Origin of the sequence: Sphingobacterium sp. SG20118, from assembly GCF_044740685.1 — a bacterium.
Taxonomy (GTDB): Bacteria; Bacteroidota; Bacteroidia; order Sphingobacteriales; family Sphingobacteriaceae; genus Sphingobacterium.
Genome location: NZ_CP172826.1, coordinates 4856408 through 4877040, shown reverse-complemented (window position 1 = coordinate 4877040; position 20633 = coordinate 4856408). Strand labels below are relative to the sequence as shown.

The 20633-nt window shown below is 36.6% G+C and carries 25 protein-coding genes and 2 pseudogenes; 14 read left to right on the top strand and 13 right to left on the bottom strand.

Annotated features, from left to right (window positions below):
• Nucleotides 1-43 precede the first annotated feature (43 nt).
• Together rpmG and rpmB are read right to left on the bottom strand one after the other, a co-directional pair.
• A complete protein-coding gene (gene rpmG / locus ACFX5U_RS22385) occupies nt 44-226 on the bottom strand; it encodes a 50S ribosomal protein L33 (RefSeq protein WP_002998409.1) in 183 nt (60 codons plus the stop codon).
• Nucleotides 227-307: 81 nt separating this feature from the next.
• The gene (gene rpmB, locus ACFX5U_RS22380; RefSeq protein ID WP_038695079.1) at nt 308-541 is read right to left on the bottom strand and encodes a 50S ribosomal protein L28; all 234 of its coding nucleotides are present in this window, start codon (nt 539-541) and stop codon (nt 308-310) included.
• Between the two features lie 216 nt (nt 542-757).
• Between rpmB and ACFX5U_RS22375 the strand changes: the two genes are divergently transcribed.
• From ACFX5U_RS22375 to ACFX5U_RS22365, 3 genes are all read left to right on the top strand, one after another.
• Nucleotides 758-982, top strand: a complete 225-nt coding sequence (locus tag ACFX5U_RS22375; protein ID WP_038695077.1) for a hypothetical protein — start codon at nt 758-760, stop codon at nt 980-982.
• Between the two features lie 2 nt (nt 983-984).
• Nucleotides 985-1707 carry a DNA repair protein RecO gene (recO, locus tag ACFX5U_RS22370; RefSeq protein ID WP_038695074.1) on the top strand — a complete coding sequence of 241 codons (723 nt, stop codon included), beginning with the start codon at nt 985-987 and terminating at the stop codon, nt 1705-1707.
• A 73-nt stretch (nt 1708-1780) separates the two neighbouring features.
• Nucleotides 1781-2206, top strand: a complete 426-nt coding sequence (locus ACFX5U_RS22365) for a DUF805 domain-containing protein (protein ID WP_400262172.1) — start codon at nt 1781-1783, stop codon at nt 2204-2206.
• Nucleotides 2207-2404: 198 nt separating this feature from the next.
• On the opposite strand, the gene ACFX5U_RS22360 is transcribed toward ACFX5U_RS22365, so the two are convergent.
• Complete coding sequence (locus ACFX5U_RS22360; RefSeq protein WP_038695072.1) at nt 2405-2596, bottom strand: cold-shock protein; 192 nt, start codon at nt 2594-2596, stop codon at nt 2405-2407.
• Between the two features lie 160 nt (nt 2597-2756).
• Between ACFX5U_RS22360 and ACFX5U_RS22355 the strand changes: the two genes are divergently transcribed.
• The 7 genes from ACFX5U_RS22355 (at nt 2757) to gcvT (ending at nt 7070) form a co-directional block, all read left to right on the top strand.
• The gene (locus ACFX5U_RS22355; RefSeq protein WP_400262171.1) at nt 2757-3461 is read left to right on the top strand and encodes an SIMPL domain-containing protein; all 705 of its coding nucleotides are present in this window, start codon (nt 2757-2759) and stop codon (nt 3459-3461) included.
• Nucleotides 3461-3946, top strand: a complete 486-nt coding sequence (locus tag ACFX5U_RS22350; RefSeq protein WP_038695068.1) for a DUF4112 domain-containing protein — start codon at nt 3461-3463, stop codon at nt 3944-3946. The genes ACFX5U_RS22355 and ACFX5U_RS22350 overlap by 1 nt, the downstream gene beginning before the upstream one ends.
• A gap of 77 nt (nt 3947-4023) precedes the next feature.
• Nucleotides 4024-4392: a DUF4359 domain-containing protein gene (locus ACFX5U_RS22345; RefSeq protein ID WP_038695066.1), complete on the top strand. Its 369-nt coding sequence runs from the start codon at nt 4024-4026 to the stop codon at nt 4390-4392.
• Nucleotides 4393-4399: 7 nt separating this feature from the next.
• Nucleotides 4400-4795 carry a pseudouridine synthase gene (locus ACFX5U_RS22340; protein ID WP_400262170.1) on the top strand — a complete coding sequence of 132 codons (396 nt, stop codon included), beginning with the start codon at nt 4400-4402 and terminating at the stop codon, nt 4793-4795.
• The gene (locus tag ACFX5U_RS22335) at nt 4761-5090 is read left to right on the top strand and encodes a hypothetical protein (protein WP_400262169.1); all 330 of its coding nucleotides are present in this window, start codon (nt 4761-4763) and stop codon (nt 5088-5090) included. Before ACFX5U_RS22340 ends, ACFX5U_RS22335 begins: the two co-directional genes overlap by 35 nt.
• On the top strand, nt 5087-5905 hold the full coding sequence (locus tag ACFX5U_RS22330) for a DUF6929 family protein (RefSeq protein WP_400262168.1): 819 nt from the start codon (nt 5087-5089) through the stop codon (nt 5903-5905). Before ACFX5U_RS22335 ends, ACFX5U_RS22330 begins: the two co-directional genes overlap by 4 nt.
• A gap of 85 nt (nt 5906-5990) precedes the next feature.
• A complete protein-coding gene (gcvT, locus tag ACFX5U_RS22325) occupies nt 5991-7070 on the top strand; it encodes a glycine cleavage system aminomethyltransferase GcvT (protein WP_200878644.1) in 1080 nt (359 codons plus the stop codon).
• Nucleotides 7071-7122: 52 nt separating this feature from the next.
• Here the strand turns inward: gcvT and ACFX5U_RS22320 are convergent, their stop codons facing one another.
• The 10 genes and pseudogenes from ACFX5U_RS22320 to surE all read right to left on the bottom strand — a co-directional run bounded on the left by ACFX5U_RS22320 (nt 7123) and on the right by surE (nt 16406).
• The gene (locus tag ACFX5U_RS22320) at nt 7123-7341 is read right to left on the bottom strand and encodes a DUF6358 family protein (RefSeq protein WP_038695057.1); all 219 of its coding nucleotides are present in this window, start codon (nt 7339-7341) and stop codon (nt 7123-7125) included.
• Nucleotides 7342-7828: 487 nt separating this feature from the next.
• Nucleotides 7829-8143 carry a rhodanese-like domain-containing protein gene (locus ACFX5U_RS22315; RefSeq protein WP_038695055.1) on the bottom strand — a complete coding sequence of 105 codons (315 nt, stop codon included), beginning with the start codon at nt 8141-8143 and terminating at the stop codon, nt 7829-7831.
• A gap of 166 nt (nt 8144-8309) precedes the next feature.
• Nucleotides 8310-8807, bottom strand: a complete 498-nt coding sequence (locus ACFX5U_RS22310; RefSeq protein ID WP_400262167.1) for a GNAT family N-acetyltransferase — start codon at nt 8805-8807, stop codon at nt 8310-8312.
• Nucleotides 8804-9373, bottom strand: coding sequence for a thiamine diphosphokinase (locus tag ACFX5U_RS22305; RefSeq protein ID WP_400262166.1), 570 nt, complete (start codon nt 9371-9373; stop codon nt 8804-8806). The genes ACFX5U_RS22310 and ACFX5U_RS22305 overlap by 4 nt, the downstream gene beginning before the upstream one ends.
• Before the next feature lie 4 nt (nt 9374-9377).
• Nucleotides 9378-10569 (bottom strand): annotated as a pseudogene (locus tag ACFX5U_RS22300) (M20 family metallopeptidase).
• Nucleotides 10570-10579: 10 nt separating this feature from the next.
• Nucleotides 10580-11038, bottom strand: a complete 459-nt coding sequence (locus tag ACFX5U_RS22295) for an SPOR domain-containing protein (RefSeq protein ID WP_280571379.1) — start codon at nt 11036-11038, stop codon at nt 10580-10582.
• A 25-nt stretch (nt 11039-11063) separates the two neighbouring features.
• Entirely contained in the window at nt 11064-14360 is a 3297-nt protein-coding gene (secA, locus tag ACFX5U_RS22290) for a preprotein translocase subunit SecA (protein WP_400262165.1), read from the bottom strand.
• Between the two features lie 141 nt (nt 14361-14501).
• Complete coding sequence (locus tag ACFX5U_RS22285) at nt 14502-15374, bottom strand: menaquinone biosynthesis family protein (RefSeq protein ID WP_400262164.1); 873 nt, start codon at nt 15372-15374, stop codon at nt 14502-14504.
• Nucleotides 15371-15631, bottom strand: coding sequence for a hypothetical protein (locus tag ACFX5U_RS22280; protein WP_400262163.1), 261 nt, complete (start codon nt 15629-15631; stop codon nt 15371-15373). The genes ACFX5U_RS22285 and ACFX5U_RS22280 overlap by 4 nt, the downstream gene beginning before the upstream one ends.
• Nucleotide 15632: 1 nt before the next feature.
• On the bottom strand, nt 15633-16406 hold the full coding sequence (gene surE, locus ACFX5U_RS22275) for a 5'/3'-nucleotidase SurE (protein WP_400262162.1): 774 nt from the start codon (nt 16404-16406) through the stop codon (nt 15633-15635).
• Between the two features lie 414 nt (nt 16407-16820).
• On the opposite strand from surE, the gene ACFX5U_RS22270 reads away from it, so the two are divergent.
• The 4 genes and pseudogenes from ACFX5U_RS22270 to ACFX5U_RS22255 all read left to right on the top strand — a co-directional run bounded on the left by ACFX5U_RS22270 (nt 16821) and on the right by ACFX5U_RS22255 (nt 20566).
• A complete protein-coding gene (locus ACFX5U_RS22270) occupies nt 16821-17732 on the top strand; it encodes an AEC family transporter (RefSeq protein ID WP_400262161.1) in 912 nt (303 codons plus the stop codon).
• 86 nt (nt 17733-17818) lie between these two features.
• Nucleotides 17819-18665 (top strand): annotated as a pseudogene (gene kduI / locus ACFX5U_RS22265) (5-dehydro-4-deoxy-D-glucuronate isomerase).
• Nucleotides 18666-18671: 6 nt separating this feature from the next.
• Nucleotides 18672-19796 carry a DUF4861 family protein gene (locus ACFX5U_RS22260; protein ID WP_038695037.1) on the top strand — a complete coding sequence of 375 codons (1125 nt, stop codon included), beginning with the start codon at nt 18672-18674 and terminating at the stop codon, nt 19794-19796.
• Complete coding sequence (locus tag ACFX5U_RS22255; protein WP_400262160.1) at nt 19796-20566, top strand: SDR family NAD(P)-dependent oxidoreductase; 771 nt, start codon at nt 19796-19798, stop codon at nt 20564-20566. The genes ACFX5U_RS22260 and ACFX5U_RS22255 overlap by 1 nt, the downstream gene beginning before the upstream one ends.
• The last annotated feature ends 67 nt before the right edge of the window (nt 20567-20633 follow it).

The window sequence follows — 20633 nt, the reverse complement described above, 5'->3', positions numbered from 1 at the left end:
TTAATATTTTAACTTAGCGCTTATGAGGCAACTAAGATGTGAATTACTTAATTTCTTTGTGAACAGTAACTTTTCTCAATACTGGGTTGAATTTTTTCAATTCTAAACGCTCAGTTGTATTCTTTTTGTTCTTAGTCGTGATGTAACGAGACATTCCCGGAAGACCACTTTCTTTGTGTTCAGTACATTCTAAGATAACTTGTACTCTATTTCCTTTTTTAGCCATTGTTTTACTTTATTTTGAATCCTAAAAAGTATTAGGATTGAAATTCATGAATGATATTTTATGCAACAGGCGAAAAATCAATTAGATTGATCCTTTTTTAATGAACTTACCGATAGCAGAAGTGATACCGATTTTGTTGATCGTTTTAATCGCCGAAGTCGAAACTTTTAATGTAATCCAACGATCTTCTTCTGGAATGAAGAAACGTTTAGTTTGTAAATTTGGGTAAAATTTACGTTTTGTTTTAGCGTTAGAATTAGATACATTATATCCATTCATTGCTGTTTTGCCTGTTAAATCACAAATTCTTGACATGATATTATGTTATTTTGTTGTCTTAATTTAAATATATCTTTTCGCAAAGAGTGTGCAAATATCTATATTTATTTTGTTAAATGCAACAATTTTAAGGATTTATTTTTAAAAAAATAAAAATCTAGGTCCTAGTAATGGCAAAAATAATGTATTTAATTATATTATATTTGCTAAAACAACGAAAATAGTTTTCAACAATTCACATTTGTAAACATCATGAATAAATATTTACGCAGAGGACTATTAGAAATTATTCTTGCTATTATTCTCATTTTGATAGGATATTACCTGATGCAATTGCAAAACAACTGGTATAAACCGATGATGATCTTAGGGGTACTTTCATTTGGAATTGGATTCTTGCGTATCATTTATCGCCTGATTCGTAAAATTGACAGAAATGCATTGTTGGAAATCCGAAAGAATAAAAAAGAAAATTAAATATGCTTCATAAAACAAGAGGTATTGTACTTAAATCGACTAATTATTCCGAAAGTAGTGTCGTTGCACAAATTTACACGGAACATTTCGGCTTGCAATCCTACCTCGTCAATGGAGCGCGCAAACCAAAAGCGAAAATTAGATCCGGCTTTCTTCAAGCGTTGCATCCCCTGGATATGGTTGTAACCTTTAAAGATAACAATGGGCTACAGCGCATATCCGAAGCACATCAAGTACCTCCTCTAAAAACAATACCATACGATATCGTCAAAAGCTCATTGGCGATATTCCTCAATGAAGTACTCTATAAAATATTACGCGAACAAGCGGGTGATCCACATCTCTTTGAATATTTGTTTCACGCCATTCAATGGCTCGATGAATCTGAAAAAAATTTAGCCAACTTCCATTTGGTTTTTTTAATTAATTTGAGTCGGTTTTTAGGTTTTTACCCTGTAGAGGCTGCAAAAAATTATCCCTATTTCAATCTAGAGGCCGCGACATTCTCCAACCAACTTCCAGAGCATCCATATGTCTTGCAGGAGCCGCATACCTCACTATTTAGAAAATTAATGGCAACAGAGTTCAATAACTCGGAGGATATCAAAATGAGCACAAAAGACCGTCAAATACTCTTGGAAAAAATAATTGACTACTACCGGCTTCATCTCACGAATTTCAAAGAAGTAAAATCGTTGTATATTTTAGAAGAAATATTCCATTAAATCAATTTAATAGAAAATATTTTTTCTATTTTAGATAAGATTATAACACAATTACTAACTTAAATTTATTGCTATGGAATGGTTTCTAAAAGTAGTCCGCGACAACTACGCAAATTTCAATGGTCGTGCACGCAGAAAAGAATATTGGATGTTTACATTAATCTACTTTATCATCAGTAGTGTTCTGGCTATTTTGGGCCTCATGTTTTCATCATTTAACTACATCTCCTATATTGTAAGCCTCGCCCTATTAATCCCGAGTTTAGCAGTTTCAGTCAGACGCCTTCATGATATTAATAAAACAGGATGGCTGATGTTATTATGTATCATACCATTCGTCAATCTCTATTTATTATATCTTTTTGTCTTAGAAGGGGACAAATTTAGTAACGACTACGGTGAAGATCCAAAAGCCATCGAACATGACAGTACCCCATTCACACAAAACAATCCTTTCGAAAGAGGGAATAATGACCCGATTCCTCCACATAATTCGTAACTAAATGTTGCCGAATAGAAATCAGTGCATTACGTGAAATCCATTATTAATTGTTGCGGATTTTTCCAATTCCACAATCCAACGCTTTTTCTTTCATATAGATAGGCAATGGTATAAAAGCACAGTTAATAAAATATAAAAAAGCCCGATTTCATAAGAAATCGGGCTTTTCTACAATAAATATATCTTAAAATCTGATTAGATAACTTTTACATTTACCGCATTAAGGCCTTTACGACCTTGTTCAACTTCGTAAGAAACGTTGTCATTTTCACGAATTTTGTCTACTAAACCAGAAACGTGAACGAAGATTTCGCTCTCGCCTGAATTTGGAATGATGAAACCGAAACCTTTGGTTTCATTAAAGAATTTTACTACACCTTCTTGCATTGTTTATTGTATTAAATTTCTTAAAGATATTTAAAAATTATTAAAAACCTTAAACTTTTTTAATTTTTTTCCATTAAACTTCTTCATTCAAAATAGGTCTACATCAATACAAATAAACAATGGTTCGATTTTTGAAAACAAAGTATTAAATAGAAAGATTATGAAAAAATTATTGCTAGGAATAATGCTATTAGCAACTGTACACACTTTGCAAGCACAACAAATGACGAATAAAGATATGGTAAGTACGATCGGAAGAGCTGAGGAAGAGGTAACTCCAGACATCATATATATCAATGTTACGTTGAAAGAATTTTATCAAGACGGAAATACCAAGAAAAAGGTAACAATCGAAAATCTTGAAAAACAATTATTTCAAGCAGCAACAACTGTAGGTGTTGAGAAGAAAGATTTTACAATTCAAAATATCTATAGCACCAATTATGCTACAAAAAAGAAAAAAGAAACTGACATTTTACTTTCCAGACAGTACCGTATCAAAGTAACGCAATTGAATAAATTGAATGATTTATTTGACGGTGTAGATGCTGCAGGAATCCAAAATACAGCAATCAGCGAACTTGATTATTCAAAAAAGAAAGAACTGGAAAAAACGTTAAAAGTTAAAGCGGTTAAAGATGCGCTTGACAATGCTACAATATTAGCAGAGGCGGCTGGTCAAAAAGTTGGCAAAGCAATCCTATTGTCTGAGAATCCACAAATGATCTATTTTAATACACCACGCGTCATGGCTTCATTCAAATCAAGTAACATGGAAGCAGCTGATATATCCGATGATTTAGACCTAGACATTAAACCGATCAAGATTACAAGTGAAGTAAATGCATCATTTGAATTATTATAATGAAGAGAGATCTATCCTTAGCTGACAAACACAAAAAAAGGGATCATGACTTCGGTTGGGTCGAGCGACTATCATGGTTAATGGACAATAAGTTCCAGATAGCTGGATTCCGCTTTGGCCTAGACCCTATTCTTAATTTTATTCCTTTTGCAGGAACAATTGCCAGCTTTGGAACTTCATTCGTTCTCGTCATGGTCATGTGGAGAAATGGAGCAAGCTCTAAATTGGTTGTCAAAATGCTGATCAATATCTCGATGGATGCCATCTTAGGAGCTATTCCACTTCTTGGTAATGTATTTGATTTTTTCAACAAGGCAAATGCGAAAAATATCAAGTTGATGAAAGAGCATTACTATGAAAACAAACATCAAGGGTCTGCCATTTGGCTGCTATTGGGAATCCTTTCCATCATCCTATTATTTGTTGTGGGTACCATCTACCTTTTATGGATATCTGGAGAGTGGTTTTGGCACTTATTTTTTTAATACAGTACATTATAATAACAAAAATAGCGTCTATATGAAGGTATAAACGCTATTTTTGTATCTACAACTTCTTAGACATGAATAAAAAAAGAATTTTTGCTTTAGTCATCATACTCATTACTGTGGCAGCAATTTGGACTAACCCTACTCAAGAGCAACACGAACGAGTTGTAAAAGAAAAGGCTGAGCATTTAATTAAAAATCAAATAGATCATAAGAAACAAGGATTTCTTGATATTGGAATGCGATTATTTGGGAATCAAGTTGTACAACAATTTGTGGAAAAGGGTGTCGTCGTAGAAAACTATTACCTCTTCTCATTAACAAAAATTAAATGGCAGGGCCAAAATAATACCATAGGTCTTGGTGCTTTTGGAAAAGTATGGATCAGTCCCAAGATTGACGAAAAAGCTGATGAAATAATTGCTATTATAAAAAATATGTAAATCTAGTATGTTAGAAATTTTATATCAAGACGAAGACATCATCGCGATCAATAAACCACATGGTCTGCTTGTACACCGCTCCTCCATTGCGCGCGACGCTTCCGAATTTGCCCTTCAGCTCTTAAGAGATCAAATTAGTCAAACTGTATACCCTGCACATCGATTGGATAGGAAAACAGCCGGTATCCTCTTATTTTCCCTAAATAAAGAGATGGATCGGGAGTTACAGCAATTGTTTCAAAACCAACTTGTAGATAAAAGGTATATTGCCGTATTACGTGGTCATGCCCCCGATGAAATGCATATCGACTATCCTTTGAAAAAAGATAATGGAACCATTCAGGAAGCGCAGACCGATTTCAAAACAATTGCCCAAGCAGAAACTTCCGATAGCTTCTGGTAAATTTCCGACATCGCGCTATAGCTTAGTAGAAGCAAATCCCACAACCGGAAGAATGCATCAATTAAGAAAACACTTTGCACATATATTCTATCCTATCATTGGCGATCGTCCGCATGGATGTAATAAACAGAATAAATTTTGGAAAGATCATTTTGAGATGGATACTATGATGCTTCATGCCTCGGAAATAACTTTTACGCATCCAAAAACCAAAGAAGTCATCACCATTAAAGCTAAACTACAACCTGAGTTTAATCGTGTATTGACCATCTTAAATCTAGCACATCAGATATGAAGAACTTAATATTAGACTTTTTTCTCACTATTTCTGGAATAAGTGCCGCATCCGGATTAGTCTATCAAAATAATCATCTTTATCTCATAGCCGATAACAGCTACTACCTCTATGATTTTTCACTAAATGAACGCGCTTTATCTAAAATTCGACTTGATGAAAATGCGATTGATTTAGAAAATATCGCTAAGGCTAAAAAACCAGATTTTGAATCCATAGCTTATGACCAAGGCAAATACTACATCTATGGGTCAGGCTCAACTCCTAACCGAAATACCCGCATAACTTATGAAAAGGAGGCCAACGCTGAGGATTTTTCAAGCATCTATCAGCATTTACAACAGAAATTTGATGTTGACCTAGATAATTTCAATATTGAAGGAGTCATCCATACCGCCGATGAAATTTGGTTTTTCAACCGCGGTAATGGACAAAAAAGTCAAAACGGTATTTTCAAAATCAACAAGGTAAACCCTGAGGAAAGTAGTTTTATCCCAATACAGCTCCCCCTCATCAATGAGGTTCAAACAGCATTTACGGATGCTATTTTAATTGCAGATACCGTTTATTTTATCGCGGCAGCCGAAGCTTCAAACTCCACCTATTTGGATGGTGAAATTGCGGGAACCATTTTAGGAAAATTTAATAAAAACAAACCTATGCAACTGGAGACAACCCTGATACCTGGAAAACACAAATTTGAAGGGATTACGCTGAAAGAGCGCTCGGACAAAAAAATTACTTTTTTACTTTGCGAAGATCCAGATGATGATAAAATGGAAGCAATAATTTACTCCTTAACAATAGATCAGTAAATCGATTGCACAAATGCTAATCTTTAGACTAAAGTCGCTGTTTATTTTTGTAATTTTGTAAATAAATAAAACTTATCGTATTATGATCAAAAATACTGCCCTTACGGATACACATATCGCTTTAGGAGCGAAAATGGTTCCTTTTGCAGGTTTCAACATGCCTGTTCAATATTCGGGTATCAATGATGAACACGAGACTGTTCGTACAGCTGTAGGTGTGTTTGACGTTAGTCACATGGGCGAATTCATTCTTAAAGGAGAGAAAGCATTAGACCTTATTCAGGCAGTTTCTTCGAATGATGCGACCAAGTTGTATGACGGTAAAATTCAATATGCTTACCTTCCAAATGAAAACGGTGGTATAGTAGATGATTTTTTAACATACCGCATCGACGAAAACACGTATTTTTTAGTTGTGAATGCTTCTAATATTGAGAAAGACTGGAATTGGATTTCTAAATACAACAGCTTTGGAGTTGATATGAAAAATATCTCTGATGAAACTTCATTGTTTGCAGTACAAGGTCCTAAAGCAGCTGATGCATTGCAATCTTTAACCGATATCGAACTTGCGTCTATGGAATATTATTCCTTTACTAAAGGCACATTTGCTGGTGTAGAGAATGTATTGGTATCTGCAACAGGATATACAGGTGCTGGTGGTTTTGAGATCTACGTTGCAAACGAAGATGCGCAAAAAGTTTGGGATGCTATTTTTGAAGCTGGTGCTGCTTACGGCATTAAACCGATTGGTTTAGGTGCTCGCGACACACTACGTTTAGAAATGGGTTTCTGTTTATATGGTAATGACATCGACGATACAACTTCTCCACTAGAAGGAGGATTAGGATGGGTAACAAAATTCACAAAAGAATTTGTTAACTCTGCTAATCTAAAAGCTGAAAAAGAAGCTGGTATCAAGAAAAAACTAGTTGGATTCGAAATGATCGATCGTGGTATTGCACGTCATGATTATGAGATCTTAGATGCAGATGGAAACAAAATTGGTCGTGTAACCTCGGGAACACAATCACCAACATTGAAGAAATCAATCGGTCTAGGATATGTTGATAATGCTTTCACAAAAGAAGGATCTGAAATCTATATCAGTATCCGTAACCAAAGTATAAAAGCAAAAGTGGTTAAACCACCATTTGTAAAGTAATAAACATTTTAAGTAATAAAAAATGGGTAACTGAATCAGTTGCCCATTTCTATTACTTCATCTTTTCTTGTTTCCTACGCTCCCCCTCAATTTGTAAGTCATTTTTAACCTTCTTCATCAAGGCACGCTTTAAGAAGATAAAGACAACCAATAAGGCAATCGAAAGACCACTTACTAAGACGTTTCCAGCTTCGTAAGCTTTAAAACCATAATAGATCGCTCCTACAATCAATAAATTAAGTAGAATATTTAGAATAAAATTTTTTGTCATAATATTAATTTTTACCAATTACTTTCTTCCTTAACAGGAAGAAATAAAATATGCCTGCAATTATATTGAAAAATATAATAAATAATGCCATTAACATCCGCTCCATGTTTGAAATTCGACCCGAAAATATGATTTCCCGCAATGTTAATACGACCCAAATAAGGGACAACAGCAAAGAAATACTAAATAGGATTGGAAAAATGTCGAAGTGAAACAGTTTGGATCCGAGTGAAATGCAATAAAAAGCAAGACTAAACAAAAAAGCTTGTTTAGTCTGATACTCTAAGTTTTTCATTAGAATAAATTGATTTTTTTAATCGTGTTCAAAAACTCACCCGATACGATTGGGCTCCGTTCATATCGGTCTGCATGTTTACTTAAGCACATGATGGTTTCATTAAAATATAAATTCCCATTTCATGCAGAGAAGCTGTCATGAGTAGCTATTTCTCCTAATACGAGCCGAAAGCTCATGATTTATTTAAGCTTAATAGACGTCTATCTCAGGATCGATTTCCTCTTTCCATGCTACGATACCACCTTTTAGGTTGGCCAAATTGTCAAAGCCTTGTTGCTCCAGCATCATTACTGCCTGTGCCGAACGTTTTCCTGAACGACATTGAACAATAACGGGTTTATCTTTAGCAATCTTTTCGACTTCAATTAAGATTCCAGATAGCGGAATATTCAATCCTCCTAGATTAGAAACCTCATACTCAAATGTCTCACGTACATCAATTAATTGAAAATCTTCGTTATTATCAATTTTTGATTTAAGTTCTTCTACTGTTACTTCTTTCATGATGATTACTATTTATCTCAAACTTAGATAAATTTGCTTTGATTCGCAATATAATTGCGCAGATATAAATGCAAATTTATTTGTTACTATTTTATTATAAAGGTACTTATGTAGGCTATTAATCCTTTTATACCGAAAACTCAGGACTAATGGCAATCAGAAAGGACTAATGCTGTAGCGCTTTCTGCATGACATAGTCATCCAGAACATAATCGTAATAAGGAATATCAACGGTTTCTGTCACTAAAAAACCTTGTTTTAAATAAAAATGATAAGCGGGATTGCTACGGTTCACATTGAGTTCCAATTTCAGCAGATCTCTTGACTTGCCCAATTGAGCGGCAAAATCTAACAATCTTTTTCCGTATCCTTTGCCCTTGGCCGCCGACAGAAGATAAAGTTTTTCTATCCGCAAGATTGTCTGCTCTTTCACCTGAACAGCGACAAAACCCATTGCAACTGAATCCTCATATAGTACATAAAAATCTTGCCCACTCCCCATCAAAGTTTTAATGGCCTCCATCGTGTAATTCTTATTCAGCATAAAGTCAATTTGCTCGGCTGTTAAAATTGATGGATAAGTTTCCCAATAGCTTTTCTTCCCAATTTCACTGATCAGTTCTGCTTCGCTTATTTCAGCATATGCGATATTTAAGGTATTCATATTTTTTCTGTCAGTAAACAAAATTTAGAATTCGAGAATTTTATTTTGAAAAATCCATCTTTTATGGTCTTGTATTTATTCTCCGAAATCAACGCCACTCCCTCCAATTCTAACTCGTTTAAGGTAGATTCTATAATGAGCTCATCTCCCGCTGGCATCCATTTTTGAAAACCGGACTGAACAAAAATCGTCCTTTTATCATCGCGTAACCAGACAATATCTATTTTTTTCGCGAACTGCTCCAAAACGGTTTTATCAACACCTCCACCTAAAATATTAACCGCGCTATAGCCTTCTTGTACCAGGTAGCGCAACGCCGCCTCTACATAATTCGTTTCAAAAAAAACACTCTTCACATGTTCCTGTGGTAGGTCAATTAACTTATTTGTAAAAATAACGTCCACTTTATAGTTCTGTGAAGTAACCGCTTCATAGGAATCAATATCTGTAATGATGGTTGGAGACCATTCTAAGATCTGACCGACCAGATCGATGTCAATACTATAGATATCTGTTATCAATAGGGCGGGCTCTTGCCGTTCCCTAACAATATGATGTGATGACATAATCTTAATATCCTAAACGTCTTAAAGTCATATAAGCCATCAAGCCAATACTTACCAATAGGGCATCTTCATCAACATCAAAAGTTGCGGTATGCACCGCAGATTGAATACCTTTGGATTTATTTCCTGTACCCAAACGATAGAAACATGCATCAATCTCTTGTGAATAGTAGGAAAAATCTTCCGCCGCAGGCCATAGCTCCAGATCCAATACGTGCTCCTTTCCCAAGTATTCTTCTGCAAAACCACGGGCCGCCATCGTCAACTCCGGATTGTTGATTAAAAATGGGTACCCCTTACGGACATCAAAATCACATGTTGCTCCCATACTCTCCGCCATACCGGTTGCCATTTTAATCATCTTTTCATGCGCCTCAGCACGCCATTCTTCGTCAAAGGTACGGAAGGTACCCTCCAGGTAAACTTCGTCAGGAATGACATTTGTGGCACCATTTGCACTGATCTTACCAAAAGAAAGAACTGTAGGTATCCTAGGATCTGCAAATCGGCTTGTAATTTGTTGAAGAGCCGTAATAATATGTGCGGTAATCACGATTGGATCAATATTCTGGTGTGGATGAGCACCATGCCCTCCCTTTCCTTTCACTGTCATAAACAGCTCATCACAGGATGCCATATATTTACCAGCTCTAAAGCCCACCTTTCCTGCCTCAATAAAAGGCATGACGTGTTGGCCAATGATTGCTGAAGGAGCAGGATTCTGCAACACACCTTCTTTAATCATGATAGAAGCACCACCTGGAAGACGTTCTTCTCCCGGTTGGAAAATCAATTTGACAACTCCTCCATACTCCGTTTTCAATGCATGTAAAATCTTGGCGACGCCCAACAAAGATGAAGTATGTACATCATGACCACAGGCATGCATGACTCCCGGATTTTGAGAAACCATAGCTTCTACCGGCTACCTCTTGAATAGGTAATGCATCCATATCGGCCCGTAAAGCGATTACCTCATCAGAGGTGAGATCTCCTTTAATATAAGCCACAATGCCTGTATCAGCCATCTCCTGATAGGAAATACCCATATCATTCAACACGGATTTGACGTATGCCGAAGTATGATACTCCTCAAAAGAAAGTTCGGGGTGCTGATGAAGATGTCTCCTCATTTGAACCGTCTCTTGAAAAAACTGTTGGGCTAAGGCATTAACTTTTTCTTTAATACTTGCCATTTTAATAAGATTATTGGTAAACAAAAACGTTTTCCGAGAATACGAATACGTTTTTAAATTGTTGACGCAGCAAATTCATGAAATTATTTGCTTCAGATCGGCTCCTAAAATCGCCTACTTTGACCCGATAATTGGGCTCATCATAATTGACATAGGTATCAATGTCTTTATACATGCTTCTGAATCGTGACTGCTCTGAGAAAGCAGCATTACGATCACTACCTGCAAAAATTTGAACCCTAAAGCCCCTCACTGTCGTACGCGTAGCCGCGCTTCGTACTGGAGGTTTGCTAGATACTGCTACAGGTTTGTTCTCGACAGGATTGATACCCATATTTGCTCGATAATGTTGCAAAATTGTTATTAATGAATCTTTCATAATAACTACATTTTCATTCTCTTGCGCGCTTACTTTTGAAAAAGTAAAACTCACTAAAGCAAAAACAACTATCAATCCTATCTTAAACATTGTAATTTATTTATTTAAATACGGCCTAGCTATTTGCGCCATGACAGTTTTTATATTTTTTACCAGAACCACATGGACAATCGTCATTACGACCAATTTCATGTTCATTGCGAACAGGTTGACTAGGTCCTAGATCACGTGTGTCTATATCTTCAGCACTTACTCCTATAGGAGATTCCAACTCTGCTTTTGTTGCTTTCACCTGAACTTGAGGTGCCTGCACAGAACGCTCAGGAATACTTTGCATATTTTGTCCTGGAATTTCTCCTTTGAAAATAAAGCTAACAATATCCTTGTTCATTTCCGCTAACATAGACTTGAACAGATTGAATGCTTCCATCTTATAAATGATGATCGGATCCTTTTGTTCGTAAACTGCATTTTGTACAGATTGCTTCAAATCATCCATTTCGCGTAAATGTTCTTTCCAAGCTTCATCAATTAAAGCTAAGACAATACCTTTTTCAAATGATTTGAAAACTTCTCTTCCTTCTGTTTCGATTGCCTTCTTTAAATTTGTAGCAACTTGGATGCCACGAAGGCCATCAGAGAAAGGAATAACAACATTTTCTACAACTGAACCGCGCTCTGCAAATACATTCTGTAATACAGGAATAGTATGAGCAGCAACAGTATTCACTTTATGATGATAAGCATTTATGATCTGTTCGAATAAACGATCTGTTAACGCTTCTATTTTTGTATTTGTAAATTCTTCTTCCGAAATTTCTGGATTAACAGCAAATATGCGGATTACTTCAATCTGAAGATCTTCATAAGAACCACCTTCTTTAGCATCTGCGACAATCTCTTCAACAACATCAAAAATCATGTTATTCAAATCAACATCTAAACGCTCTCCGAATAAGGCATTTTTACGTTTCGTATAGATAACAGTACGTTGTGAGTTCATCACGTCATCATATTCCAATAGACGCTTACGAATACCAAAGTTGTTTTCTTCTACCTTACGTTGCGCTCTTTCAATAGATTTGGTCAACATGCTATGTTGCATCACTTCGCCTTCTTCAACACCCATTTTCACCATGATGTTAGAGATTCGCTCTGATGCAAATAAACGCATTAGATTATCTTCCAAAGATACGAAGAATTGAGACGATCCTGGATCTCCTTGACGGCCTGCACGACCACGTAACTGACGGTCAACACGACGAGATTCGTGACGCTCTGTACCAATGATCGCTAAACCACCAGCAGCCTTCACTTCATCGCTTAATTTAATATCCGTTCCACGACCCGCCATATTTGTAGCGATGGTTACTTGTCCCGGTTGACCCGCTTCTGCAACGATATCCGCTTCTTTTTGGTGTAACTTCGCGTTTAATACATTATGCTTCACTTTACGCAATTGTAGCATACGACTTAACAATTCCGAAATCTCTACCGATGTAGTACCCACTAATACTGGTCTACCTGCTTCTGTCAATTTCTGAATTTCTTCTGCTACAGCGTTGTATTTTTCACGGGCGGTACGATAAATGAAATCCTGACGGTCATCACGTAAAGCAACGCGGTTTGTCGGAATCTCGACAACATCCAATTTATAAATTTCCCAAAGCTCGCCTGCCTCAGTAGATGCTGTTCCCGTCATACCCGCAAGTTTGTGATACATACGGAAGTAATTTTGTAACGTAATGGTCGCATAAGTTTGTGTAGCATCTTCTACTTTCACATTCTCTTTTGCCTCAATTGCTTGATGCAAACCATCTGAGTAACGACGACCATCCATGATACGACCCGTCTGCTCATCTACAATTTTTACTTTTCCTTCGTCAACAATATATTCAACGTCATTTTCAAATAACGTATATGCCTTCAATAACTGATTAATAGAGTGGATACGTTCCGCTTTAATCGAATAGTCACGCAATAATTCTTCCTTACGTGTTGCTTTCTCTTCTAAAGGGATATCAGCTTTTTCAATATCAGCGATTTCAGAACCCACATCAGGTAAAATGAAAAACGAAGTATCTTCACCGGATGCAGTGATCAATTCGATTCCTTTCTCCGTTAATTCTACTTGATTATTTTTCTCATCAATTACAAAGTATAATTCCTCATCAGCTTTAGGCATATTTTTATTCTGCTCTTGCATATAGTAATTTTCAACTTTTTGCAAAATCTGACGGTGATTATCTTCACTTAAATATTTAATTAATGCTTTGTTTTTTGGTAAACCGCGGTAAGCTCTAAATAAAGCTAATCCACCTTTCTCTGGGTCGATATCGCCTGCCTTTACAGCTTTTTTAGCCTCATTTAATACGGTATTGATATATGCCTTTTGTGCATTCACCAAACGCTCGATACGAGGTTTTAATTGGTAAAATTCATGTTGGTCACCACGAGGTATTGGTCCTGAAATAATCAAAGGTGTACGTGCATCATCAATTAAAACTGAATCGACCTCATCCACCATAGCAAAATGCAACTTTCCTTGCACCAATGCCTCAGGTGTTTGTGTCATGTTATCACGTAAATAATCAAATCCAAACTCATTATTGGTACCATAAACAATGTCAGAAGCATATGCTTTACGACGTTGTGGCGAATTTGGCTGATGCTTATCGATACAATCGACACTCATACCGTGAAATTCAAATAATGGTGCATTCCACTCCGAGTCACGACGAGCTAGATAATCATTCACCGTAACGATATGAACACCATTTCCAGCTAACGCGTTTAAGTATGTTGGAAGTGTACCCACTAAAGTTTTACCCTCACCCGTTGCCATCTGTGCAATTTTACCTTGGTGCAATACAATACCACCAATCAATTGTACATCATAATGCACCATGTTCCAAACCACTTCAGAGCCTGCTGCCAACCAAACATTTTTCCATGTAGCTTGATCGCCTTCAATCACAACATTTTGTTTTTGAGCGGCAATCTCTCTGTCAAAGTCATTCGCTGTAACGACCAATTGTTTATTTTCTGTCAGACGTCTTGCAGTTTCTTTTACCACAGCGAAAGCCTCTGGTAAAATATCCTTCAAAACCTCTTCTAATTTTTTATCACGTTCTTTAGATAATTTATCTGCGTTTTCATAGATGGCTGTTTTTTGTGACATATCGATGTCATCAGCATCAGCTTCGGCCTTAAGAGAAGAAATTTCCTGATCAATATCTGCTAAATATCCTTTTATTCTATTTTTGAAATCAGCCGTTTTACCACGCAATTCATCATCACTTAGTGATGCTAGCTGCTCGTATTCCGATTTTATTTTTTCTACAATTGGCTGAACACCCTTAATATCTCGCTCGGATTTACTTCCAAATAATTTACTTAAAAATTTTAACATAATATTCTTTTCTATCTCAATTTATGACTTTCATTCAATAATGACTCCAAACTAAAATTGCAGACAAATTGACACTAATCGGGCAAATTTAGTTATTAGATATCATATCTAACACACTATATATATTTTTTTTACTATTTTTTATGACAAAAACAAATTCTTATCCGTTTTAGGGATAAAGCCCATATCCTGAGCCTTATTAAACATCATTTCAATAGCAGAACGCCCCTCTTTCCCAAGTTCTACAGAATATTTATTGACATAAAGTTCAATGTGTTTATACATCACTTCAGTGCTCATTTCTTGCGCATGAGACTTGATAAACTCCAGTCCTGATGTAGGATTTGCAAAAGCATATTCAACACTCGCTCGTAATATACGATTCAATTTTACTTTAATTTCGGTTGGTAGGCTTCTTTTCACGACAATCCCCCCCAAAGGAATAGGACAATTTGTCGTTTTTTCCCAGTAATCACCTAAATCAACCACCTTGAATAATCCTTTTTCTTGATAGGTGAAACGATTTTCATGAATAATCAATCCTAAATCGATATCCCCAGCTAGTAAAGAACTTTCTATTTCAGAAAAAACAAGTTCCTGCTTATTCTTCAATTCTGGAAATGCTAAGCCCAATAAAAAATGAGCGGTTGTATACTTACCTGGGTAACCGACTCGCAATTGCTCTAACTCCGTTGTTAATGAATCTCCAGAACTTAATTTTTCCTGAAGCATTGTTGCCAAATTCGCATCCTTTGTGATCAACATTGGCCCGACTCCGAAACCAAGTGCACTACCAGCGTCCAGCAGTTCGTAATCTTCAACAGCATATGCAAAAGCATGGTAGCTTAGCTTTGTAACATCCAAATCGCCTCTGAAGGCCTTAAGATTTAAAGTTTCGACGTCTTCATAGACAATATCGAAGTCCAGCCCTTCTGTATCTACCTTATGATGGATAAGTGCATCAAAAATAAAAGTATCGTTCGGACAAGGTGAAAAACCCAATGTCAATTTCATATGGATAATCTTTGTGTTAATATATACAGAATAGAAGCCGCAAAAGTTGCTACCAATATTCCCTTCGCCAAGGCATCTTGCTCTCGCTTAAATAGAAAACGTAGTGCTACAAAATTTATGAATACTGCAATAACATACACCAGCATTGGCTTTTCGGGGGCCAATGTATCAGTAAGTCCTGTGTAAGTAGCAAGTAAATAAGCGATGAGAGGCGCTATTGCTCCCATCAAAATACCGAGGCCTAAATTGTTCTTCATCTTAAACATCAAATCCCCAAGAATTTAATTCTGGAATAACATGATGAGCTGTCATATCAAATTGAGTGGGTACAATAGCAACATAACCATTACTTAAAGCAAATGAATCTGTGTCCTCACCACGATCTTCCAATTCGAATTTTCCGGTCATCCAATAATAATCACGATTATGCGGATCGATACGCTCATCAAATTCCTCAACATAATGACCACCAGCTTGGCGACATATTTTTATCCCCTTGATATCGGCATCATTAGGGAAATTTACATTCAACAATGAACCTTTAGGTAGTCCATTAACCAGTACTTGCTGTGTAATAGAAATTAGATAAGGTCTACAATGTGAAAAATCTGCATTATAGGCAAAGTTGTCTAAAGAAAAGCCGATCGATGGAATCCCCTCAATGGCACCTTCTACCGCAGCAGACATAGTTCCTGAATATAACACATTGATGGAATGGTTCAATCCATGATTAATTCCGGAAACACATACATCTGGCTTACGGCCTTTAAATATTTTATTAACGGCCAATTTAACGCAGTCTACTGGAGTTCCAGAACATTTATACATCTCAACACCTTCATACAAATCAATACGATCCAAGCGCAAAGGTCGTCCTATGGTAATAGCGTGCCCCATGCCCGATTGTGGACTATCTGGCGCAACTACGACAACATGTCCAATCTTTTGCATTTCTTCAATCAAAACTTTGATACCTGGTGCAGTAATGCCATCATCATTTACGACCAATATGGTTGGTTTTTTCTTTGTCATGATGCTAATTTAGTAAGAAAAATAGAAAAGCGTTAGTTTTTAAGCCAATGCTTTTCTATTTATACAAAAAAAAGAAGTCAAGCTTGTTTTTTTAAGTCAACGATTCCATTACATATACTTAAACTTAAGAACAAATAGTTATTAGATTATTCATTAAATTTGGTTTAAGACTGGCTTTATTTAGGGTTAGTAGGGGGTTAATAAGGGTATACCCCTATTAACCCCCTACTAACCCCCTGTTATACCCCTATAAATTCTCTATTATATAGGGAATTGGTAGCTGCCAAATATGAAGTTGTTTCGGAGATGAAAATAAAGCAAGCACATGCTATGGTTTGATTAAAATAAAATAATATAAAAAGTAGATTTCACTTTTGATTATCTTCGCCAGTTCATATCGTTTTCCAATTCAAAATGGTCAATTTTATCCTTATTATATTCTGTATTTGCGCTGGAATGCTATTTAAGCATTTCAAATTAATTCCTGAAAATGCTTCAAAAAGTATTAATATTTGGGTATTATACATTGCTCTGCCTGCAGTATCTTTCAAATACATCCCACAAATTAGCTGGAGCACGCAGCTTTTCTTCCCAGTATTATCGCCTATACTTGTTGTTGCAGGAAGTTGGATCTTCATGGAATTATATTGTCGTTATAAAGGCTATAGCCAACGATCAAGAAGTACATTAGAATTATCATCAGCATATAGTAACACTTCATTTATTGGTTTCCCCTTAATCATTGCGTATTATGGCGAGCAAAACCTGAGCATTGCAATCATTTGCGATCAGGTAAACTTCATGCTTCTAGCTACCGTGGGTATTATTTGTGCCATTAAAGGAGACCGAAGCAATACTGAAGGCATTAAAGTCACTGCTCTAATAAAAAGATTGGTGACATTTCCTCCTTTTATTGCCTGTATACTCGCACTAGTTTTGGGGAAATATATCGATATGAGTATGACCGAACCTTTTTTTGATAAAATTGCGTCGACAGTTGCTCCATTGGCATTATTTTCCGTTGGTTTGCAGCTACAATTTAAAGGTATGAAGCGCGAGATCACCCAGATTTCAATGACCCTAATCTATAAATTGATGTTGGCTCCTGCTTTGGTTCTAATTGCAGCTTTGGCACTTGGGGTAAAAGGGGATATAGCCCGTGTAAGTATCATGGAGGCAGCTATGCCAACACTAATTACAGCAAGTATGGTCGTACAGCAGTTCAGATTAAACACCAAGTTGATCAACCTCATTATAGGAATAGGAATTATACTCAGCCTATTTACAACAGCTGTATGGTCTTATATCATCGCACTATTCATTTAGTTTTTTCGATATCGATTGCGAAGATTATTGTGGCTTATGATTTATTAATATCTTATTTTTAGCATATTTCTTAAATACGCTTAGATATGAAAACGAATTATGAATCCCGCTATGCAATTAGCCCAAATGAATGTAAAACACTTGACACAAAGTCTTTAAGAGATAATTTTTTGATTGAAAATATTTTTGAAGCTGATCAAGTTAATTTTACCTATACACACTATGACCGTTATATGGCCGGCGGAGCAATGCCCGTTTCAGGAAAAATAAAATTGGAAACTATTCCAGCCTTATTAAAAGAGCCCTACTTCCTAAGCCGAAGAGAGTTAGGGATTATCAACGTAGGTGCATCAGGTCAGGTGGAAGTAGACGGAACTACTTATGATTTAGACTATAAAGAAGCATTATATATCGGAAAAGGAGTTGAGAACGTCTATTTTAGCAGCAAAAATGCTGCGAACCCTGCAAAATTCTATTTAAACTCCACTCCTGCCCACCAAAGCTTTCCTACTAAGAAGGTAACAAAAGAGTCTGCAAACAAAATTGAATTAGGATCTCTTGAAACGGCCAACCACAGAACGATCAACCAAATGCTTCTCAATAAGATTGTAGATACTTGTCAATTGCAAATGGGAATGACCGAGCTTAAACCCGGTTTCTGTTTGGAATACGATGCCAGCGCATACTCATGACCGACGTATGGAAGTTTACTTTTATTTTGAAGTGCCTGAAGGGCAAGCCGTCTCTCATTTTATGGGACCGGTAGATGAAACACGACATATCTGGATGAAAAATGAACAAGCCGTGATTTCTCCTCCTTGGTCTATTCACGCTGGAGCAGGAACAAGTAATTATACCTTTATCTGGGGAATGGCTGGTGAAAATCTAGATTATGACGATATGGACAAATCTGCAATAACAGATCTAAAATAAATTAACATGAAATCATTCCTATCTACAGCTATTTTACTGGGTGTCACATCGAGTTTATCTGCCCAGAATAGCAATACTGTACAGATTAACAGCCCCTCTTCCTTTGAAAGAAAAGAAGTGGTGAGCATTCCGTTTGAAAAATTTAAAAATCATTTTGGCTTAAGGGATAACAATTTTTCAATAGTAGACCAAGATTCTAAAAAACCACTTGTTTACCAATTGGAAATGCATGGTGAAACCAGTCCGCAGAATATCTTGATTGCTGTACAAATAGCCCCTAAAGGAACGTTAAAACTAGCTGTCTCTGCCGCTAACCAGATGCAAGTGAAAAATAAAACTTTCGCACGCTATGTTCCCGAACGCAAAGATGATTTTGCTTGGGAAAATAATGTTGTGGCTTTCCGTGCCTATGGTAAGGCTTTGGAAGGTACTTCGGAGGATGCGCAAGGGTTTGATTATTGGTCAAAGCGTACAGACGAGTTAGTGATTGACGAATGGTATAAAACAGATGACTACCATCATGACCATGGTAAAGGACTAGATTACTATTCAGTAGGGCAAACACTAGGTGTTGGCGATATCGCCCTGTATTTTGACAATCATGTACAATACACGAAGCATTACCGTCAATATAAAGTTTTAGATAATGGACCGCTACGCTCTACCTTTAAATTAATTTATGAACCTCAGGAAATAAAAGGTCATGGTATAACCATTGAAAAAGAAATATCCATTGATGCAGAAAGCCAGCTTAGTAAAGTTAGCTTAAATATTTATAATGCAACAGCAGCTTTAACACCGATTGTCATCGGAATTGCCAAACGTAAAGAAACCGACCCCAATACTTTCAGCGATAAAAAGGCGAATTTTTTCGCGTATTGGGAGCCTGAAATGAAAGGTAATATTACCGGAACTGCTTTAATATTCCCCAATAGCAGGAATACATTTATTGATACTCCTACTCAATTTTTATGGAATATAACGGCAAAAAACAATCAAACATTGACTTATTATATGGGAGCGGCATTTAATAAAGCAGGAAAGATACAAAGCATGGACGCCTGGAAAAAATATTTAGAACAAGCGTCTGAACAGGTACAAAAACCACTAACCATTAGTTATAAAAAATAATGTCAATACTACAATCATTTGATTTAACAGGAAAAATCGCTTTAGTAACGGGTTGCAAAAGGGGTATCGGTAAAGCCATGGCAGAGGCTTTAGCAGAAGCTGGGGCTGATATTATTGGCGTTTCGGCAACTCTGGAATTAGAAAATTCGGCCATTCAAAAATCCATCGAATCCTTAGGTCGAAAATTTCATGCCTACCAATGTGATTTTTCGAACAGAGAGGCCCTTTATACCTTTATCAATCACGTTAAAGCGGATCATCCAATAATCGATATACTCCTGAACAATGCGGGTAATATTTTACGTAAACCAGCAGCCGAACATCCGGATGAATATTGGGATGAAATCATCGAAATCAATCAAAATGCACAATTTATATTGACAAGAGAAATAGGCAAAGATATGATTTCACGTGGAACAGGAAAAGTAGTTTTCACAGCATCGTTACTCTCTTTCCAAGGAGGAATAAATGTACCCGGATATGCCGCTTCTAAAGGGGCAATTGCTTCTTTAACAAAAGCTTTTGCAAATGAGTGGGCTTCAAAGGGAGTCAATGTAAATGCAATCGCACCAGGTTATATCGCCACAGACAATACAGAGGCACTACGCGAGGATCCTGAAAGATCGTCCTCTATATTAGCTCGGATTCCAGCTGCTAGATGGGGTGAACCACAGGATTTCAAAGGTCCTGCTTTATTCCTGAGCTCGCAGGCTTCTGACTATGTACATGGCACTATACTGACCGTAGATGGAGGCTGGATGGGACGCTAACTATCTCAAAACAGAAAGAGACCTATTTTATAAAATAGGTCTCTTCATTAAGCCTTAATCTGTGTAC

Excerpts from the sequence above, each read along its gene's own strand:
- rpmG (WP_002998409.1), bottom strand. The coding sequence starts at position 226 with ATGGCTAAAAAAGGAAATAGAGTACAAGTTATCTTAGAATGTACTGAA.
- rpmB (WP_038695079.1), bottom strand. The coding sequence starts at position 541 with ATGTCAAGAATTTGTGATTTAACAGGCAAAACAGCAATGAATGGATAT.
- ACFX5U_RS22375 (WP_038695077.1), top strand. The coding sequence starts at position 758 with ATGAATAAATATTTACGCAGAGGACTATTAGAAATTATTCTTGCTATT.
- recO (WP_038695074.1), top strand. The coding sequence starts at position 985 with ATGCTTCATAAAACAAGAGGTATTGTACTTAAATCGACTAATTATTCC.
- ACFX5U_RS22365 (WP_400262172.1), top strand. The coding sequence starts at position 1,781 with ATGGAATGGTTTCTAAAAGTAGTCCGCGACAACTACGCAAATTTCAAT.
- ACFX5U_RS22360 (WP_038695072.1), bottom strand. The coding sequence starts at position 2,596 with ATGCAAGAAGGTGTAGTAAAATTCTTTAATGAAACCAAAGGTTTCGGT.
- ACFX5U_RS22355 (WP_400262171.1), top strand. The coding sequence starts at position 2,757 with ATGAAAAAATTATTGCTAGGAATAATGCTATTAGCAACTGTACACACT.
- ACFX5U_RS22350 (WP_038695068.1), top strand. The coding sequence starts at position 3,461 with ATGAAGAGAGATCTATCCTTAGCTGACAAACACAAAAAAAGGGATCAT.
- ACFX5U_RS22345 (WP_038695066.1), top strand. The coding sequence starts at position 4,024 with ATGAATAAAAAAAGAATTTTTGCTTTAGTCATCATACTCATTACTGTG.
- ACFX5U_RS22340 (WP_400262170.1), top strand. The coding sequence starts at position 4,400 with ATGTTAGAAATTTTATATCAAGACGAAGACATCATCGCGATCAATAAA.
- ACFX5U_RS22330 (WP_400262168.1), top strand. The coding sequence starts at position 5,087 with ATGAAGAACTTAATATTAGACTTTTTTCTCACTATTTCTGGAATAAGT.
- ACFX5U_RS22320 (WP_038695057.1), bottom strand. The coding sequence starts at position 7,341 with ATGACAAAAAATTTTATTCTAAATATTCTACTTAATTTATTGATTGTA.
- ACFX5U_RS22315 (WP_038695055.1), bottom strand. The coding sequence starts at position 8,143 with ATGAAAGAAGTAACAGTAGAAGAACTTAAATCAAAAATTGATAATAAC.
- ACFX5U_RS22310 (WP_400262167.1), bottom strand. The coding sequence starts at position 8,807 with ATGAATACCTTAAATATCGCATATGCTGAAATAAGCGAAGCAGAACTG.
- ACFX5U_RS22305 (WP_400262166.1), bottom strand. The coding sequence starts at position 9,373 with ATGTCATCACATCATATTGTTAGGGAACGGCAAGAGCCCGCCCTATTG.
- ACFX5U_RS22295 (WP_280571379.1), bottom strand. The coding sequence starts at position 11,038 with ATGTTTAAGATAGGATTGATAGTTGTTTTTGCTTTAGTGAGTTTTACT.
- secA (WP_400262165.1), bottom strand. The coding sequence starts at position 14,360 with ATGTTAAAATTTTTAAGTAAATTATTTGGAAGTAAATCCGAGCGAGAT.
- ACFX5U_RS22285 (WP_400262164.1), bottom strand. The coding sequence starts at position 15,374 with ATGAAATTGACATTGGGTTTTTCACCTTGTCCGAACGATACTTTTATT.
- ACFX5U_RS22280 (WP_400262163.1), bottom strand. The coding sequence starts at position 15,631 with ATGAAGAACAATTTAGGCCTCGGTATTTTGATGGGAGCAATAGCGCCT.
- surE (WP_400262162.1), bottom strand. The coding sequence starts at position 16,406 with ATGACAAAGAAAAAACCAACCATATTGGTCGTAAATGATGATGGCATT.
- ACFX5U_RS22270 (WP_400262161.1), top strand. The coding sequence starts at position 16,821 with ATGGTCAATTTTATCCTTATTATATTCTGTATTTGCGCTGGAATGCTA.
- ACFX5U_RS22260 (WP_038695037.1), top strand. The coding sequence starts at position 18,672 with ATGAAATCATTCCTATCTACAGCTATTTTACTGGGTGTCACATCGAGT.
- ACFX5U_RS22255 (WP_400262160.1), top strand. The coding sequence starts at position 19,796 with ATGTCAATACTACAATCATTTGATTTAACAGGAAAAATCGCTTTAGTA.